The following is a 14,469-nucleotide window of genomic DNA, read 5'->3' on the forward strand; positions in this document are numbered from 1 at the left end:
GCCGAGCGCACGGCGTCAGCCGTCGCGGCCCTGCGGGCGGTGCTGCGCCACACCGCTCTGGATCGCCTCCCACACGCTGCGCCCGGCCTGTCGCAGCGTCTCCCCCGCCTGCTCGGCGAGCTGAGCAGCGCTCTGCGCCGCGGCCTGCGCCCCACCCAGCGGACCACCACCGCCGTCACCGGCTCCGGACGGACTCGGGCCGGCGGCGGGCGACTGACCGGGGCGGTTGCGGGCCTGCCCGGTCGACGACCCCGCCTCGGTGCCCCGCCCCGCCCCGGACGGTCGCTTCCCATCATCCGAACCTGCCTGCCGCTGCCCTTCCGGGTGGTGCCGCTCCCCGTGTCGCCGGCCGATCGGGTAGTGGCCCGGCACTCCGCCGGACTCCGGTCGTACGTGATCCCCGGGCCGAGGGCCACCGGGCTGGGACCCGGGTCCCCCAGCGCGGGGTCCCGGACCACCAGCGTGCGGCTCAGGGCTTCCCGCAGGTGGCCCCGAGCCGGGCCGACCCGCTCCCGACCGATCGATGCCGGGCCGATCAGAATCTGGCCGACCCGCTCCCGGCCGACCCGCTCCCGGCCGATCGCCGCGCACTCGATCGCCGCCCACTCGATCGCCGCCCACTCGATCGCCGCCCGACTGATCGGCGTCCACCCGACCGGCGCCCTCCCGGACCGGGCCGACGACGGTGCCGGCAGTGCCCCCCTGCTGGCCCGGTCCGCCGAGTACCCCGTCGGAGCGGCGTGCCGACGTCTCGACCGCCCCGGCCCCGTGCGCTGCCTGCTGTGCGGCGCGGTCCACGCCGTCGAGGGTGGTGCCAGCCGTCCGAGCGAGCGCCTCGATGATCTGCGGGTTGTGATCGAGGGTGTCGAGTGCTCGCCCGAGGATCGTGGTCAACTGCTCCAACCGCACCCGCAACTGCGCCTCGGCGTGCACCCCGTTGATGTCCAGTTCACCGCTGTCCAGGCGCACGCGTACGCCGGCGTCGACCTGGATCAGGTTGGCCACCCGGGCGCGCAGCGACAGGTCAGCGTCCAGGCCGTCGACCGCCAGCCGGATCGAGTCGACGGAGACCTTCGGAATGTCGAGCAGGACGTCCGGGTCCACCCGGTCCGGCTCCCGCTGCTGCGCGCTCTCGCCCATGCTCTCCCGCCCGCCTACACACCGGCCCGGTCGTCCGGGCCGTTCCGCGCGGTTACCCGCTTTCCGGCCGGGCATCCCGTCCGTGGGGGATCGACAGACAGCATGTCCGGAACCGGGCACCGCACGAAGCTGCACACGCGGGCATCAGCCGGTATGGTCCGGGCCTATGGGACAGGAAATGACTGATCCGGCCGACATCCGGCAGGACGTCGGCCGGTTCTCCTTACGGTGCAGCCTGCACGTCCCGAGTTCCGCCGAGCGCGCGTTCGCGGTCTTCACCGACGAACTGACCGACTGGTGGGTCACCGAATACACCTGGTCCGGCCCGGACGCGCTGGCCGATCTGGGCATGGAACCGCGGGCTGGCGGCATGCTCTACGAGATCGGCCCGTACGGCTTCCGCTCCGACTGGGGTCGGGTGCTCACCTGGGACCCGCCGCGCCGGTTGGTCTTCGTGTGGCAGATCGGCCCCGACCGGGCGCCGGTGCCGGACCCGGCCCGCGCGAGCGAGGTCGAGGTGCTGTTCCACACCGAGGGACCGGAGCGCACCCGGGTCGAGCTGGAGCACCGACACTTCGACCGGCACGGCGAGGCTGCCGAGGGATATCGCGAGGCGCTCACCGCCGGCTGGCACGAGCTGCTCACCCGCTACGTCGCGACGGTGTCACGCCACCAGCCCACCACCCCCGCCTGACCGCCAGCGCCACCAGCCCACCAACCCCGCGGCCATCGGGGGCCGAGCCGTCAGACGGCCTTCAGTGGCCGAGTTGCCGGGCCGGCGTGGTGGTGCCGCCGAGGTCCCGACCACCCAGGTCCGCGTGGCGACCGGCCTCCGCCCCCGACCCGAAGCCGGTGCCGCCCAACCTGCGTGGCGGTGCGGTGCGCAGCCGCGGATACTGCTCGGCGAGCCGCCGCTGCACCCGGTCGGAGCGGTCGGCCAGCACCAGCGCCACCGACGGGACTCCCGACTCGCTGGCCGCCGCCGTTTCCGCCGCCCAGAGCCGGCCTCCGACCACCTCCGCGAAACCAGCCAGCCAGGACCGGCGGAAGGCGGCGGGATGATCGTCGGCCGGCACCGCGGTGGCGGCCAGGCCGTGCGCCGCCTGCACGAGCAGTGAGGTGAAGAGCAGGTCCACCCGTTCCAGATCGCTGGCGAAGCCGAACAGGTGCAGCGCGAAGCCGTTGCCCTGCCGGCGGCGGACGCAGCGGCAGCGCAGTGGTTCGGCGACCGCGGCGAGCAGGCCGACCTTGTCGCGGGCGTACGGGGCGACGACGTCCAGGACCCGGTCGCCGACCGGGTCGGTGGTCGGGTCACGGGCGGCGAGCAGCGCCCGGTCCACGCCGTAGCGGGCGATCAGCTCGGTCGCCTTGGCGGTGAACGCCTCCGCCTCGGCGGGTGTGCAGGCCGGGTCCTCGGCCTGGGCGAGCAGCTTACGCACCTTGCTCAGCATGGCCTCGGACATGACTACAGAGCTATCACACGGGTCGGACGCCACCGGGGCCGCGCCACGATCAATCGATCGTTATCATCGTCACGATCGATGATCAGTCCAACACGGACGGTCAGTCAACCGCTTCCGGAGGAACGCATGCCATCCCCAACCGCTCGACTGTTCGCCGTCGCCACGGCCACCGCACTGCTCTTCGCCGGCGCGCCCGCACAGGCCGAACCGACCGGATCGGTCGCACCTGTCACCGCCGGGCCGAACGTCTTCGCCCCGCTCGCCACCTGTTACGGCGGGGCGGTCCGGTCCTTCTTCCAGACCGGCCGCTACGGCGGCCAGGCCGGCCAGTTCCGCACCACGACCCGCTGTCGCGACATCAACGTCCGCAACGCGAGCGTGTACGCCACCGAGGCGTGCGTGATCTTCGTCGACAAGACCAGTGGCTGCAACTACTGGACCTACCTCCCGGCCAACTCGGGCTGGACCACGGTGGCGACGAACGTCCGGGACGGGGTCAACTTCCAGGTCCGCTTCGAGAACCTGCGGTACGAGTACGAGCCGCTGATCGCGTACCACGCGTTCTGAGCGACCGTGCGGGCGCGGCGTCCGTTCGCCGGACGTCGCGACCCCACGGCGGTCACTCGGCGCGACTGCGCAGGGTGGCGATCGTCGAGCCGGCGAGGGTGAGCAGGCAGTCTGGGAGCAGCCCGTCGGCCGCCGCCGCACCGAACAGCGCCTCTCCGGTCGGTTCGTCCCGATTGGCGTAGGCGCTGACGAAGCGGGCCACCCAGCGGGTGTCGTAGTCAGCCTGGTCGATGCCCGGGAAGTCGAGCGCCGCCCCGCTGGCGGCTGGCGCGTCGCCGACCATCGTCGCGGCCAGGCACCAGGCCACCCCGTACGCACCGCTCAGGCCGGCCCGGTCGACGACCGCGTCGAATGCTCCCACCACCGCGTCCCCATCTCCGGTCAGCGCCGAGCGGAGCACGGCGGCCGCGTCGTCGAACGTCTGCTGTGGTAGGTCCGTCACGCAGCGCACAGTAGGACTGGCGGTCAAGTGATCCGGACGACCGTCACTGTCCGTGTTCAACGCGAGCTACCTGCGCTTTACGCCACCTCCACGGTCCCGCCGATGGCCTCGGCACGCTAATGTGCGCAGCGGACCTTCGCCGGAGGAAGGACGACCATGTTCGTATCACGCCGCTCGCGGGTAGCCTCACTGGCTGCCTGCGCGACGATCCTGCTCGCCACAAGCGCTTGCGGGGATGACAAGGCCAAGGAGTCAAGCGCCCAACAGGTGCGCCTCTACGGCACGGACGGCAACATGCTCAACTCCTACCCAGCGGAGTTGAAGGAACGGGCGAGTCTGGTCGACGGAATGAAGGGCACCACGCCACTCGTACCGCTGCCCGAGGACTTCAAGAGTCGGCTGAAGACCGTCAATCCGGCGCTGACGGACTACGTGTACTCCGCCGAGACGTACGACGCGGTGGTGGTCGCCGTACTCGCCGCTCAGCTGGCCGGAAGCACCGACCCGGCTGCCATCGCGAAGCAGATCGTCGCCGTGACCAACGACGGGCAGCGCTGCGAGGACCCGGCGACGTGCCTCGCCCTGGCCCGTAACGGGCAGGACGTCGAGTACCGCGGTGTCTCGCTGACGCGGGCGGGCTTCACCGACAAGGGTGAGCCGGCCACCGCGAGCTACGCCACGCTGACCTTCGACGGGCAGCAGATCAACGACGGCAAGACCGAGTTCGTCGGCGCGGGCATCGAGTCGGCGGCGAGCACCAAGACGCCGCCGAAGCCGAAGAAGCAGCGGCCGACCGTGGACCCCGACCAGCAGCCGCTGATCCTGGGCAGCCTGCTGCCGAAGACCGGTGACCTGTCGATCGCCTACCCGCCGATGGCGGCCGGCGCCGCGCTGGCGATCCGCGAGATCAACGCCGCGGGTGGCGCACTGGGCAAGCCGGTGACGTGGGTGGACGGCGACGACGGCACCAACCCGGCGGTGGCCAAGGCGACGGTGGCCAGGCACGTGACCGAGGGCGTCAGCGTGATCATCGGCGCGGGCGGTTCGGGCATCTCCCGGGCGGTGCTGCCGGACGTGGTGCAGGCCGGGAAGATCCTCTTCTCCCCCTCCAACACCGACAGCAGCCTGACCGACGTGGACGACGGGGGCCTCTACTTCCGCACCGCACCGCCGGACAGCCTCCAGGGTCGGGCGCTGGCCGACGTCATCCTCCGCGACGGTTCGCAGAAGATCGTCATCGTCGCCCGCAAGGACTCCTACGGTGAGGGCCTGCAGGGCACCGTGCGTGACGAGCTGGACAAGGCCGGCATCACCAGCGACCGCCTCAAGCTGCTCACCTACGAGCCGCCCGCCGACGCCAAGGCTCCCCCGGTGGACTTCTCCGGTGGCGCCAAGGAGATCAAGGACTTCGGCGCGGACGCCGTACTGATCATCGGCTTCGGCGAGTCGGCCTCGGTGATCCGTTCGCTGGCCGACAGCGGAGTGCAGATCCGGCAGTAGCACCACCAAGGCGAGAAACGGCCGCACCGGCGCGAGCGTCGGTGCGGCCGTTTCGTTTCCGGGCATCACCGTGGCCGGCGGCGCTCCAGGAACTCGGTCATCCGCCGGTGCTTCTCCTCGTCCTCGAAGAGCACCGCCTGACTGACCAGGTCGAGATGTGGGTGCGCGGCGGCCGGCGCGTCCACCGCCAGCTTGGTCAGCCGCAGCGCCAGCGGGGAGCCCAGGGCGATCTCGTCCAGCACCGCGTGCGCCACCGTGAGCAGTTCATCGGGCTCGTCCACCACCTGGTTCACCAGACCGATTCGCAGCGCTTCCGCGGCGTCCACCCGCCGGCCGGTGAAGAGCAGTTCCTTGGCCCGGCCCTCACCGATCAACGCGGGCAGCCGGTGAGTCGCACCTGCGCCGGCCAGGATCCCCAACCGCACCTCCGGCTGACCGAAGACCGCCCGCGCCGTGCACACCCGCAGATCGCAGGCGTACGCCAGTTCCGCGCCACCGCCCAGCGCCGGGCCGTCGACGGCGGCCACCGTGGGCATCGGCAACGCCCGGATCCGCGCGAAGGCGGCGGAATTGATCGCGGCCAGGGCGTCGGTGCGACCCCGCTCCCGGAGCTGGGCGATGTCGGCGCCACCGGCGAAGATGCCCGCCGTCCCACCGGTGAGCAGCAGCAGCCGGGGGCGATCCTCCAGCTCCGCGCAGACCTGGTGCAGCTCGGCGATCAGGTCAGCATCGATGGCGTTGCGCTTCTCCGGCCGGTCCAGGGTCACCACCAGCCGGTCCGGCCGCTCCTCGATCCGCAGCCCCCTCGTCGCGCTCACTGCTTGACCCCACCGTTCCACTGGTAGAAGCCGTGCCCCGACTTCTTGCCCAGCCGCCCGTCAGCCACCATCTCCACGAGCAGGGGCGGTGGCGCGAAGCGGTCCCCGTACGCGGTCTGGAGGGTGCGGGCGATGTCCAGCCGTACGTCGAGGCCGACCAGGTCGCTGAGTTCCAACGGGCCGATCGGGTGCCGGTAGCCGAGCACCATCGCCTTGTCGATGTCGGCGGGGCTGGCCACCCCGTCGGCGACCATCCGGATCGCCTCCAGTCCGAGGGTGACCCCGAGTCGGGAGGTGGCGAAGCCGGGCAGGTCGCGTACGACGACGGGGTCCTTGCCCAACCGGCCGGCGAGCGCGACGGCAGCAGCGGTGGTCTCCTCGGCGGTGGCCGGGCCGACCACGATCTCCAGGAGGGACATCGCCCAGACCGGGTTGAAGAAGTGCAGGCCGAGGAAGCGCTCGGGCGCGTCCAACCCGGCGGCCAGCTCACCGATGGCGATGCTTGAGGTGTTGCTGGCCAGCAGTGCCGGGCGCAGCGCCGCGGCGTCGCGCAGCACCGCCCGCTTCAGGTCCAGCCGCTCCGGCACCGCCTCCACGATCACCTCGGCGGCCGGGGCGACCTCGGCGAGCGCCGGCCGCAGCGTGACCCGCTGCCGGTGCGTGGCGGCCTCGTCGGCGCTCAGCTTTCCGCGTTGCACGGCCCGTTCCCACAGCTCGGCGAGCCGGTTCTGCGCGGCCCTGCCCCGCTCCGGGTCCACTTCGACCAGTTCGACAGTGTGCCCGGCCCCGGCCGCAACGTACGCGATGCCGAGTCCCATCGTGCCGGCACCGACGACCACGAAACGTCCGCTCATCACGCCTCCCTGTCCCGCCGGCCGGCGCGCGGGGTCCCCGCCACACCGAGCTGGGTGTTTCGCCTGCTCCGCTCGCTCATGTTGCGACCCTAGACAGCTCGACGATCCGGCCCATGCTTGGGGGAGCGCGGGATCGGGTAATGACGGCCCGACAATCGAGGGAAGGACCAGTCGACATGAGCCAGGCACCGGAGAGCGTCACCGACTCCGAGATCGTGGAGACCCGGGGCGACGAGCGGGTCGAGCTGCTGCGCGCGGACACCAACAACGACGGCAAGACCGATGTGTGGGTGGTGGACACCGACGGCGACGGCAAGGCCGACCTGTTCCAGTTCGACACCGACGGTGACGGCAAGGTGGACATCACCATGGTCGACATCGACGAGGACGGCCAACCGGACGAGGTGGTCGACGGCGACGGCGGCCTCCCGCCCGAGCAGCTCCCCCCGACCGTCCAGGTCTGAGCGGTACGACGGCCCCTGCGCTCGCCGGCGCAGGGGCCGTCGCTCACTCGGCGAGGCGCAGGGTCGCCAGGTAGTAGGGGGCGTCCCGGTCATCCACGTCGGTCAGCCGCCAGCCGGTGCCGTGCACCAGCGCGGCGAACTCGTCGGCCGAACAAACCAGGTAGTCGAACCATTCGGTGCTCAGCTCGCGATAGCGCAGCCGGAGCCGGAGTTGACCGCCGAGCCGGCCCCGTCGGCGGTTGCGCTCGTGGTAGCGGGTGTGCAGCGGGTCGCGGGTGCCGTACGGGTCGGTGCCGTGCGCGATGATCTGCGCCCCCGGTCGGGCCAGCGCGGCGAGCGCGGCCAGGAACTCGGGAGCGCGCTCCCGCCCCTCGAACAGCCCGAGGTTGTTGCCGAGCAGCAGGAACGTGTCGTACCGCCGTCCGTCGGCGACGTGCGTGTCGACGGTGCCGTGCACCAGCCGTCGGACGCCACGACGCCTGCTGACCGCCAGCGCACCCGCGGAGGTGTCCAGCCCGGTGACCGGCACGCCGCGCTCCTGGAGCAGTAGCGCGATCCGGCCGGCGCCGGTGCCGATGTCGAGCGTCTCGCCGCGTACCCGGTCCACGGCCCGGTGGTCGTACGGCTGCCACTCCTGCGGCCCGTCCAGGTAGTGCGCGGCCGGGGCGCCGTTGATCAGACCGTCGTCCCGCTCGATGATCTCGATGACCGGCCGGGGTAGTCGGCCGCCGACAAGCGGTCGCGGACCCACCCCGGTGGCCACGGCAAGCGTGTCCCGCAGCAGTTCGCCGATCACGTCACCGATTTGAGGCTCGCCCGTCACGGCGTTCACGCTATCTGTCCACTCGGCGGCCGGTGGCGGCCGTATCCTGGCGGCGTGACCACGCTGGACCGGCTGTCCGCCGAGAAGTATCTGCTGCTCACGACCTTCCGCAAGGATGGTCGGGCGGTGCCGACCCCGGTCTGGGCGGTCCGCGACGGCGAGGCGCTGGCGGTCTGGACCGGGGCCGACTCGGGCAAGGTCAAACGGATCCGCAACAACGGCCAGGTGACCGTGGCACCGTGCGACGTGCGGGGGCGTCCGCACGGGGCGGAGGTGTCAGCGCACGCCACGATCTACGGCGGCGGTGACACCGGTCGGGTTCGTGATCTGCTCAAGCACAAGTACCGGCTGATCGGCCGGCTGAGCCTGCTGGGCAGCCGCTTGCGCCGCGGCGAGGGCGGCACGGTCGGCATCCGCCTGACGCTGACCGAGGACCCGCGCCGAGGGTGACGCCGACCGCGGGCCGGCGCTGAGGTCGGTCGGACCTCGCCCCGGCCATGGAAAGGGGCGGCGGATCGAGATCCACCGCCCCTGACCGAAAAAACTGGAGCCGCTCAGTCGCCCTGCCGCTGCTGCGGGATCTGACCCTGCAGCAACGCCCTGACCTCCGACTCGCGGTATCGACGGTGGCCACCCAGAGTGCGGATGGCGCTGAGCTTGCCCGCCTTGGCCCACCGGGTCACCGTCTTCGGGTCGACACGGAACATCGACGCCACCTCGGCCGGCGTGAGTAGCGGCTCTGGTTCGTGCGTTCGCGATGCCATCGGTCACTCCTCCACATGTATAGACATCGGCCGGGGTCCCGCCGGCCGACGCGTCTCCCATGGTCCGGCTAGTCCCCGATGTCCGACATGGGCCGAACGGATGAAGGTCCCTAGACGGACGGATGAACCATGCCCGATTTTTACGACTTTTACATGCCAGAATCTACCTTATTGGGACTCATGATCACGGTTCGTGATGCGTCAACTACGAGCGCACTTCACCTTGGGAGCGCTCCTACGGGCATATGCCCTAGTTGCACCGCTCCAGCAGCTGCACCGCACGCCACCGGGCCACCAGTTTGTCGTACGCGGCGGACGCCTCCTCCGCCTCACCACGCGACAGCCCCGCCAGGCCCTCGGCGACCAACTCGGGCGAGTCGTCCGCCACGAGGGTCTCGTCGGGAAGCAGGTCGACCAGGCCGCCGTAGTCCAGTTCGACCACCGACCGGGGATGGAACTCCTCCAGCCAACGAGCCGCCTCCTCCACCGCCTCGGTGATCGGCGCCTCGCCCACCGACTTGCGCAACACCGACAGCGCCCGGGACGACCGACGGCGGGCCTTGGAGATCTCCGTGCGGTAGCGCAGCGCCCGGCGACCCGGCTGGGTGACCAGGTCCCGCTCGGCCGGCTCGAAGAGCACGAACCAGCGCAGCGGCACGCCCCACGTGGCAATTTGCTCGTGCACCCGGGGCACCCCGTGCTCCAGCACCCGGGCCCCGCTGCGCCAGTCGTCGATCACCGCCCTGGCCTGCCCGGCCAGCACCGGCGGCACGAAGGCGTCGGCGAGCACCGAGGGCACCCCGTCCCGGGCGCTCAGCGCCGCCTCAGCGACCCGGATCCGCAGGTTCCAGGGGCAGACCAGCAGGCTGTCGTCCGTCTCCAGGACGTACGCCTCCTCCGGCAGGTCCGGCAGTCGGGTCCAGCCAGCGCCCAGCGCCTCGATCACCGCCGTCCGCTGCCGGCCGGGACCCTCGACCGGCGCCACCGCCCGCCCCTCGGAGACATAGCGGCGCCAGTAGCTCTGCCGGTCTCGGTCGAAGGCGGTCAGCGGTTCGTACACGCGCAGGTAAGAAGCGAAGAGCGACGGCACGGCGCGATCCTCCCACGAACCGCACCCGTCCGCGGTCAGCGGCCGGACCACGCGCGCCGCAACGTGGGACGGCGGCGGCGCGTCGAGCGCTCGCAGGGCGGCCGATACTAGGCTCGATCGCACCGGCAGCATCCCCGCCGGCGTCCACCAGGTCCGCGTCCCACAAGGGCGCACACCACTCCAGGAGCCAACAATGGGTGTATTCGCGAGCACCGACGACCCGGTATCGACAGGTCACGAACAGGTCGTGTTCTGCCAGGACAAGCAGAGCGGCCTGAAGGCGATCATCGGGATCTACTCCACCGCGCTGGGGCCGGCGCTCGGCGGCACCCGCTTCTACCCGTACGACAGCGAGGAGGACGCCCTCGCCGACGTGCTCGACCTGTCGCGCGGGATGGCGTACAAGAACGCGCTCGCCGGGCTGGACCTGGGCGGCGGCAAGGCCGTCATCTGGGGCGATCCGGAGCAGCTCAAGAGCGAGGCGTTGCTGCGCGCGTACGGACGCTTCGTGGAGTCGCTGGGCGGCCGCTACTACACCGCCTGTGACGTCGGCACGTACGTGGCGGACATGGACGTCGTGGCCCGGGAGACCCGCTACGTGACCGGGCGCAGCGTGGAGCACGGTGGTGCCGGCGACTCGTCGATCCTCACCGCCTGGGGTGTCTTCCAGGGCATGCGCGCCGCCTCCGAGCACGTCTGGGGCACCCCCAGCCTCCGGGGCCGCCGGGTCGGGGTGGCCGGGTTGGGCAAGGTCGGCAAGTACCTCACCGGGCACCTGCTCGAAGACGGCGCCGAGGTGGTCGCCACCGACGTCAACCCGAAGGCGCTGGCGTGGGTGCGTACCAACCACCCGCAGGTCACCCTTCTGGACGACGTCAGCGCGCTGGCCGCCGCGGACATCGACGTGTACGCACCCTGTGCGCTGGGCGGCGCCCTGAACGACGAGAGCGTGCCGGCGCTGCGCGCCAAGGTGGTGGCCGGAGCGGCGAACAACCAGCTCGCCCACCCGGGCATCGAGAAGCTGCTCGCCGACCGGGGCATCCTCTACACCCCGGACTACGTCGTCAACGCGGGCGGCGTCATCCAGGTGGCCGACGAGATCGAGGGCTTCAACTTCGAGCGGGCGAAGCTGCGGGCGACCCGGATCTACGACACCACACGCGAGATCCTGCGCCTGGCTGACGCCGAGGGCGTGCCGCCGGCGGTGGCCGCGGACCGGCTGGCGGAGCGGCGGATGGCGGACATCGGCCGGCTGCGCGGGATCCACCTGCGCTGAGCGTTCCCGGAGGCGGATCGACGGGATCCGCCTCCGGGCCTCCCTGGCCGGCTCGCCTGGGTAAGCTGAAGTCGGGTCAACTTTGATGCGGTTTGTCCGGTGTCACGGGTGCTAACCGATCCGCTCCTTACCCGGTACACTGGGTGACGGCCGGATCGACGCGACGCGCAGAGCCGGCTGACGGTAACCCGAGGTGCCGAACGATGGCATCCCCATGTACCGTAAGAGCCACGAGAGATGCCTGACGTCATCGGGGCCCGCCTTCGGGCTGCCCCGCATTCTGTGCGAGGGGGTCGAGCCATGGGGCGCGGCCGTGCTAAGGCCAAGCAGACGAAGGTGGCCCGGGAGTTGAAGTACCACTCCCCGAACACCGACCTCACCGCCTTGCAGCGCGAACTGGCGGGTGCTGGTAAGTCTGAGCACCACTTCGACGACAACTCGAAAGAGTCCGTCGACGACGATGATGAGGATCACGCGGACGACGACCCGGATCCCTGGGTCCGTCCGACCCGCTGACCTCTCGACGCAACTGAGCACGCGGTAAGTCCGCGTGCTCACGCACGTTCCGTGCAGGTGTAGTAGCCGACGATCAGGGGCCTGACCCGACCGGAGTGACTCCGGTCGCCCGACAGGCCCCCGATCGTGGCTCACCTCAGCGTGGGCGATTGTTCCAGTTGTAGAACGTCGGGATGTTCTCGAAGTGGTTCCAGGCGCAGACCGCGCTGGTGCCGTCGCTTCCCGAAACCTCGGAGCGCAGCCTCCGCGCGTCTTCGGCCTCCTGCAACAGCGCGACCAGCGCGGGACCCGCCTCCCGCACCCGTTCGGTGACGCCGTCGTCCGCTTCGCGCTCAGGGCGCCGGTGACTGGTGGTCTCGGGCATGCTCCAACACTCCCTCCAATAGGCGGATCTTGCTGTTGCGGCAGTGCTCGGTCTCCGTACCGTCAAAACGCCCCAGCTCGAAGTAACGGTTGGCGGCATGTCCACCCCCGCAGAAACCGAAGTACGGGCAGGACACCCGGCAGGCCTCCACCCCGGCCAGGAACTCGCCGACCCACGGCGTCGCCGCGGCACCGGCGATGATCTCCGCCAGCGGGGTCCGCAGCACGTTGCCGCTGCTGAAGTCGCCGTAGCGAGGGTCGCTGAAGCCCGCCAACTCCGGGGACAGCACGATCACCGAGCCGTCGTGACCGATCGTCGGGATCGGGTCCAGGTGGCGGGGCAGCACCCCGTCCGCCGAGTTGTCGAGCACGGCCGCGGCGTAGCGCAGCGACCACTCGATCTCGCGCAGGTGGATCCGGGGATCCCGACGCCAGGCCGCGACCAACTCGGCCCAGAAGCCGGTCACCGCCGCCGGGTCGTGGCTGTTGTCGCGGGTGTTGACCCCCTCGGTCTCCTCGATGTTGACGCCCAACACGTCACAACCAAGGTCGAGGAAGTAGTCGTACAGCTCGGTGGCGAGCCCCGGCTCCGGCCGGGACACCACCGCCAGCGCGGAGAACGGCAGTCCGTGCCGACGCAGCGCGTCGACACCCCGCAGGATCCGGTCGTACGCCGGCTGGCCGCCCCGGTTGACCCGGTAACCGTTGCGCGACCGGGGACCGTCGACGCTCACGCTCACCCGCATCTCGTGCCTGGTGAAGAAGTCACACCAGTCGTCGTCGATCAGGGTGGCGTTGGTCTGCACGTGATGTTCGACGTCGGGCCCGAACGGGGCCATCAGGTCGGCCAGGTGCTCCCGGCCGGCCGCCAGCGGCTCACCTCCGTGCCAGACCACCGAGAACCGACCCGTCGCCGCCCAGGGGTTGACCGCCGCCGCGACCGCCGCGGCCACCGCCACCGGCATCCGCCGGTCGGCGGCCCGAAACGGCAGATAGCAGTACGTGCAGTCGAGGTTGCAGAGGGTGGTCGGCTGCATGACGACGTACGACGGGACGGCCGCCAGACCGCGCATCCCGCTGAACGACTGTCCCCGAGCAGCCATCGCCCTCCTCCGCCTAGCCTGAGCCCTTCAGGCTAGGCGGCATTGGCCACTCGGGTGAAGCCCTGATCAGGTGCCCGTACGATAACCAGCGAGTGATCAACCTCGGGTGTGCTGACCGACCATCTGCACGTTGCCGGTGCCCTCGATGATCTCGCCGGCCTGCCACGCCTCGACCCCACGGCCGGTGAGCGTGGCCAGCGCGCGGTCAGCGTCCTCCGCCGACACGATCGCGAACATGCCGACACCCATGTTGAAGGTCGACTCCATGTCGTGGTCGTCGATGCGACCCTTCGACTGGATCAGGTCGAAGATCGGCTGCGGCTTCCACGTGGACCGGTTGACCACCGCGTCGACGTGCTCCGGCAGCACCCGGACCAGGTTGCCGGGGATGCCGCCGCCGGTGATGTGGGACAGCGCCCGTACCTCCGCCTCGGCGATCAGCTTGAGGCAGTCCTTGGCGTAGATCTTGGTCGGGGTGAGCAGCTCCTCGCCGAGGGTCCGCTGCCGACCGAAGTCGTCGATCACGATGTCGAGTCGCATCCGGGCGGCGCCGAGCAGCACGTGCCGGACCAGCGAGTAGCCGTTGGAGTGCAGGCCGGAGGAACGCATGGCGATCACCGCGTCCCCCACCTCGACCCGCTCCGGGCTGAGGATGTCGGCTTCCTCGACCACGCCGACACCGGTCGCGGAGATGTCGTACTCGTCCGGGCGGAGCACGCCCGGGTGCTCGGCGGTCTCCCCGCCCAGCAGCGCGCAGCCGGCGTAGCGGCAGCCGTCGGCGATGCCCGCGCCGATCTCGGCGACCTTGTCCGGCACGACCTCGCCGGTGGCGATGTAGTCGAGCAGGAACAGCGGCTCGGCACCACAGGCCACCAGGTCGTCGACGACCATCGCGACCAGGTCGATACCGACGGTGTCGTGGATGTCCATCTGCTGGGCGATGACCAGCTTGGTGCCCACCCCGTCGGTGGAGGACGCCAGGATCGGGCTCTTGTACTTCTTCGTGTCCAGCCGGAACAGGCCGGCGAACCCGCCGAGGTCACCCATCACCTCAGGGCGGCGGGTCTGGCGCACCTTCGACTTGAGCAGCTCCACCGCGCGGTCGCCCGCGTCGATGGAAACTCCGGCGTCGGCGTACGAAACCGAGCGTTTGCGGGCCTGCCGGCTGGTGCCGGCAGTCCAGGGCTGTCGGTCGCCGCCGGCGCCGGTCGGGCTGCTTCCTGCGCCGTTGCGCTCGGACACGTGCGTCACGGTTCTCCCCTTTGGTTCTCGGTGCCGCGCCGACG

Annotated in this window: 18 protein-coding genes; 7 read left to right on the forward strand and 11 right to left on the reverse strand. The window is 71.0% G+C overall.

Annotation, left to right across the window (positions count from 1 at the left end; translation table 11 throughout):
* Nucleotides 1–15 precede the first annotated feature (15 nt).
* Nucleotides 16–1,140: a hypothetical protein gene (locus tag AB0C25_RS14430; RefSeq protein ID WP_357373148.1), complete on the reverse strand. Its 1,125-nt coding sequence runs from the start codon at nucleotides 1,138–1,140 to the stop codon at nucleotides 16–18.
* A 166-nt stretch (nucleotides 1,141–1,306) separates the two neighbouring features.
* Here AB0C25_RS14430 and AB0C25_RS14435 point away from each other — a divergent pair, with 166 nt between their 5' ends.
* Nucleotides 1,307–1,834, forward strand: a complete 528-nt coding sequence (locus AB0C25_RS14435) for an SRPBCC family protein (protein WP_357373150.1) — start codon at nucleotides 1,307–1,309, stop codon at nucleotides 1,832–1,834.
* A 61-nt stretch (nucleotides 1,835–1,895) separates the two neighbouring features.
* Here AB0C25_RS14435 and AB0C25_RS14440 read toward each other — a convergent pair whose 3' ends face one another.
* A complete protein-coding gene (locus AB0C25_RS14440; RefSeq protein WP_357373152.1) occupies nucleotides 1,896–2,603 on the reverse strand; it encodes a DUF2786 domain-containing protein in 708 nt (235 codons plus the stop codon).
* A gap of 126 nt (nucleotides 2,604–2,729) precedes the next feature.
* On the opposite strand from AB0C25_RS14440, the gene AB0C25_RS14445 reads away from it, so the two are divergent.
* Nucleotides 2,730–3,170 carry a hypothetical protein gene (locus tag AB0C25_RS14445; RefSeq protein WP_357373154.1) on the forward strand — a complete coding sequence of 147 codons (441 nt, stop codon included), beginning with the start codon at nucleotides 2,730–2,732 and terminating at the stop codon, nucleotides 3,168–3,170.
* Between the two features lie 52 nt (nucleotides 3,171–3,222).
* On the opposite strand, the gene AB0C25_RS14450 is transcribed toward AB0C25_RS14445, so the two are convergent.
* Nucleotides 3,223–3,612 carry a hypothetical protein gene (locus tag AB0C25_RS14450; protein WP_357373156.1) on the reverse strand — a complete coding sequence of 130 codons (390 nt, stop codon included), beginning with the start codon at nucleotides 3,610–3,612 and terminating at the stop codon, nucleotides 3,223–3,225.
* Between the two features lie 156 nt (nucleotides 3,613–3,768).
* On the opposite strand from AB0C25_RS14450, the gene AB0C25_RS14455 reads away from it, so the two are divergent.
* Nucleotides 3,769–5,112, forward strand: a complete 1,344-nt coding sequence (locus tag AB0C25_RS14455; RefSeq protein ID WP_357373158.1) for an ABC transporter substrate-binding protein — start codon at nucleotides 3,769–3,771, stop codon at nucleotides 5,110–5,112.
* Nucleotides 5,113–5,177: 65 nt separating this feature from the next.
* On the opposite strand, the gene AB0C25_RS14460 is transcribed toward AB0C25_RS14455, so the two are convergent.
* Nucleotides 5,178–5,930, reverse strand: a complete 753-nt coding sequence (locus AB0C25_RS14460; protein WP_357373160.1) for an enoyl-CoA hydratase/isomerase family protein — start codon at nucleotides 5,928–5,930, stop codon at nucleotides 5,178–5,180.
* Entirely contained in the window at nucleotides 5,927–6,784 is an 858-nt protein-coding gene (locus AB0C25_RS14465; RefSeq protein WP_357373162.1) for a 3-hydroxyacyl-CoA dehydrogenase family protein, read from the reverse strand. The genes AB0C25_RS14460 and AB0C25_RS14465 overlap by 4 nt, the downstream gene beginning before the upstream one ends.
* Before the next feature lie 176 nt (nucleotides 6,785–6,960).
* Here AB0C25_RS14465 and AB0C25_RS14470 point away from each other — a divergent pair, with 176 nt between their 5' ends.
* Nucleotides 6,961–7,248, forward strand: a complete 288-nt coding sequence (locus AB0C25_RS14470; RefSeq protein WP_030491406.1) for a hypothetical protein — start codon at nucleotides 6,961–6,963, stop codon at nucleotides 7,246–7,248.
* A 43-nt stretch (nucleotides 7,249–7,291) separates the two neighbouring features.
* Here the strand turns inward: AB0C25_RS14470 and AB0C25_RS14475 are convergent, their stop codons facing one another.
* Nucleotides 7,292–8,071 (reverse strand): class I SAM-dependent methyltransferase, encoded by a 780-nt coding sequence (locus AB0C25_RS14475; RefSeq protein ID WP_357373165.1) that lies wholly within the window; start codon nucleotides 8,069–8,071, stop codon nucleotides 7,292–7,294.
* 54 nt (nucleotides 8,072–8,125) lie between these two features.
* On the opposite strand from AB0C25_RS14475, the gene AB0C25_RS14480 reads away from it, so the two are divergent.
* On the forward strand, nucleotides 8,126–8,521 hold the full coding sequence (locus tag AB0C25_RS14480; protein WP_357373167.1) for a PPOX class F420-dependent oxidoreductase: 396 nt from the start codon (nucleotides 8,126–8,128) through the stop codon (nucleotides 8,519–8,521).
* Between the two features lie 104 nt (nucleotides 8,522–8,625).
* Here AB0C25_RS14480 and AB0C25_RS14485 read toward each other — a convergent pair whose 3' ends face one another.
* Both AB0C25_RS14485 and AB0C25_RS14490 read right to left on the reverse strand, forming a co-directional pair.
* Nucleotides 8,626–8,835, reverse strand: coding sequence for a BldC family transcriptional regulator (locus tag AB0C25_RS14485; protein WP_007073996.1), 210 nt, complete (start codon nucleotides 8,833–8,835; stop codon nucleotides 8,626–8,628).
* 250 nt (nucleotides 8,836–9,085) lie between these two features.
* Nucleotides 9,086–9,925 carry a hypothetical protein gene (locus AB0C25_RS14490; protein ID WP_357373169.1) on the reverse strand — a complete coding sequence of 280 codons (840 nt, stop codon included), beginning with the start codon at nucleotides 9,923–9,925 and terminating at the stop codon, nucleotides 9,086–9,088.
* 193 nt (nucleotides 9,926–10,118) lie between these two features.
* Here AB0C25_RS14490 and AB0C25_RS14495 point away from each other — a divergent pair, with 193 nt between their 5' ends.
* The gene (locus AB0C25_RS14495; protein ID WP_357373171.1) at nucleotides 10,119–11,201 is read left to right on the forward strand and encodes a Glu/Leu/Phe/Val dehydrogenase; all 1,083 of its coding nucleotides are present in this window, start codon (nucleotides 10,119–10,121) and stop codon (nucleotides 11,199–11,201) included.
* A gap of 300 nt (nucleotides 11,202–11,501) precedes the next feature.
* Nucleotides 11,502–11,717, forward strand: a complete 216-nt coding sequence (locus tag AB0C25_RS14500) for a DUF3073 domain-containing protein (protein ID WP_357243551.1) — start codon at nucleotides 11,502–11,504, stop codon at nucleotides 11,715–11,717.
* Between the two features lie 136 nt (nucleotides 11,718–11,853).
* On the opposite strand, the gene amcA is transcribed toward AB0C25_RS14500, so the two are convergent.
* From amcA to purM, 3 genes are all read right to left on the reverse strand, one after another.
* A complete protein-coding gene (gene amcA, locus AB0C25_RS14505) occupies nucleotides 11,854–12,081 on the reverse strand; it encodes a multiple cyclophane-containing RiPP AmcA (RefSeq protein WP_357373173.1) in 228 nt (75 codons plus the stop codon).
* Complete coding sequence (gene amcB / locus AB0C25_RS14510) at nucleotides 12,050–13,153, reverse strand: cyclophane-forming radical SAM peptide maturase AmcB (protein WP_357373383.1); 1,104 nt, start codon at nucleotides 13,151–13,153, stop codon at nucleotides 12,050–12,052. Before amcB ends, amcA begins: the two co-directional genes overlap by 32 nt.
* Nucleotides 13,154–13,279: 126 nt before the next feature.
* On the reverse strand, nucleotides 13,280–14,434 hold the full coding sequence (gene purM / locus AB0C25_RS14515) for a phosphoribosylformylglycinamidine cyclo-ligase (protein WP_357243545.1): 1,155 nt from the start codon (nucleotides 14,432–14,434) through the stop codon (nucleotides 13,280–13,282).
* Nucleotides 14,435–14,469 lie beyond the last annotated feature (35 nt).

Source organism: Micromonospora sp. NPDC048839, assembly GCF_040649915.1.
In the GTDB taxonomy this organism is placed as follows: domain Bacteria; phylum Actinomycetota; class Actinomycetes; order Mycobacteriales; family Micromonosporaceae; genus Micromonospora.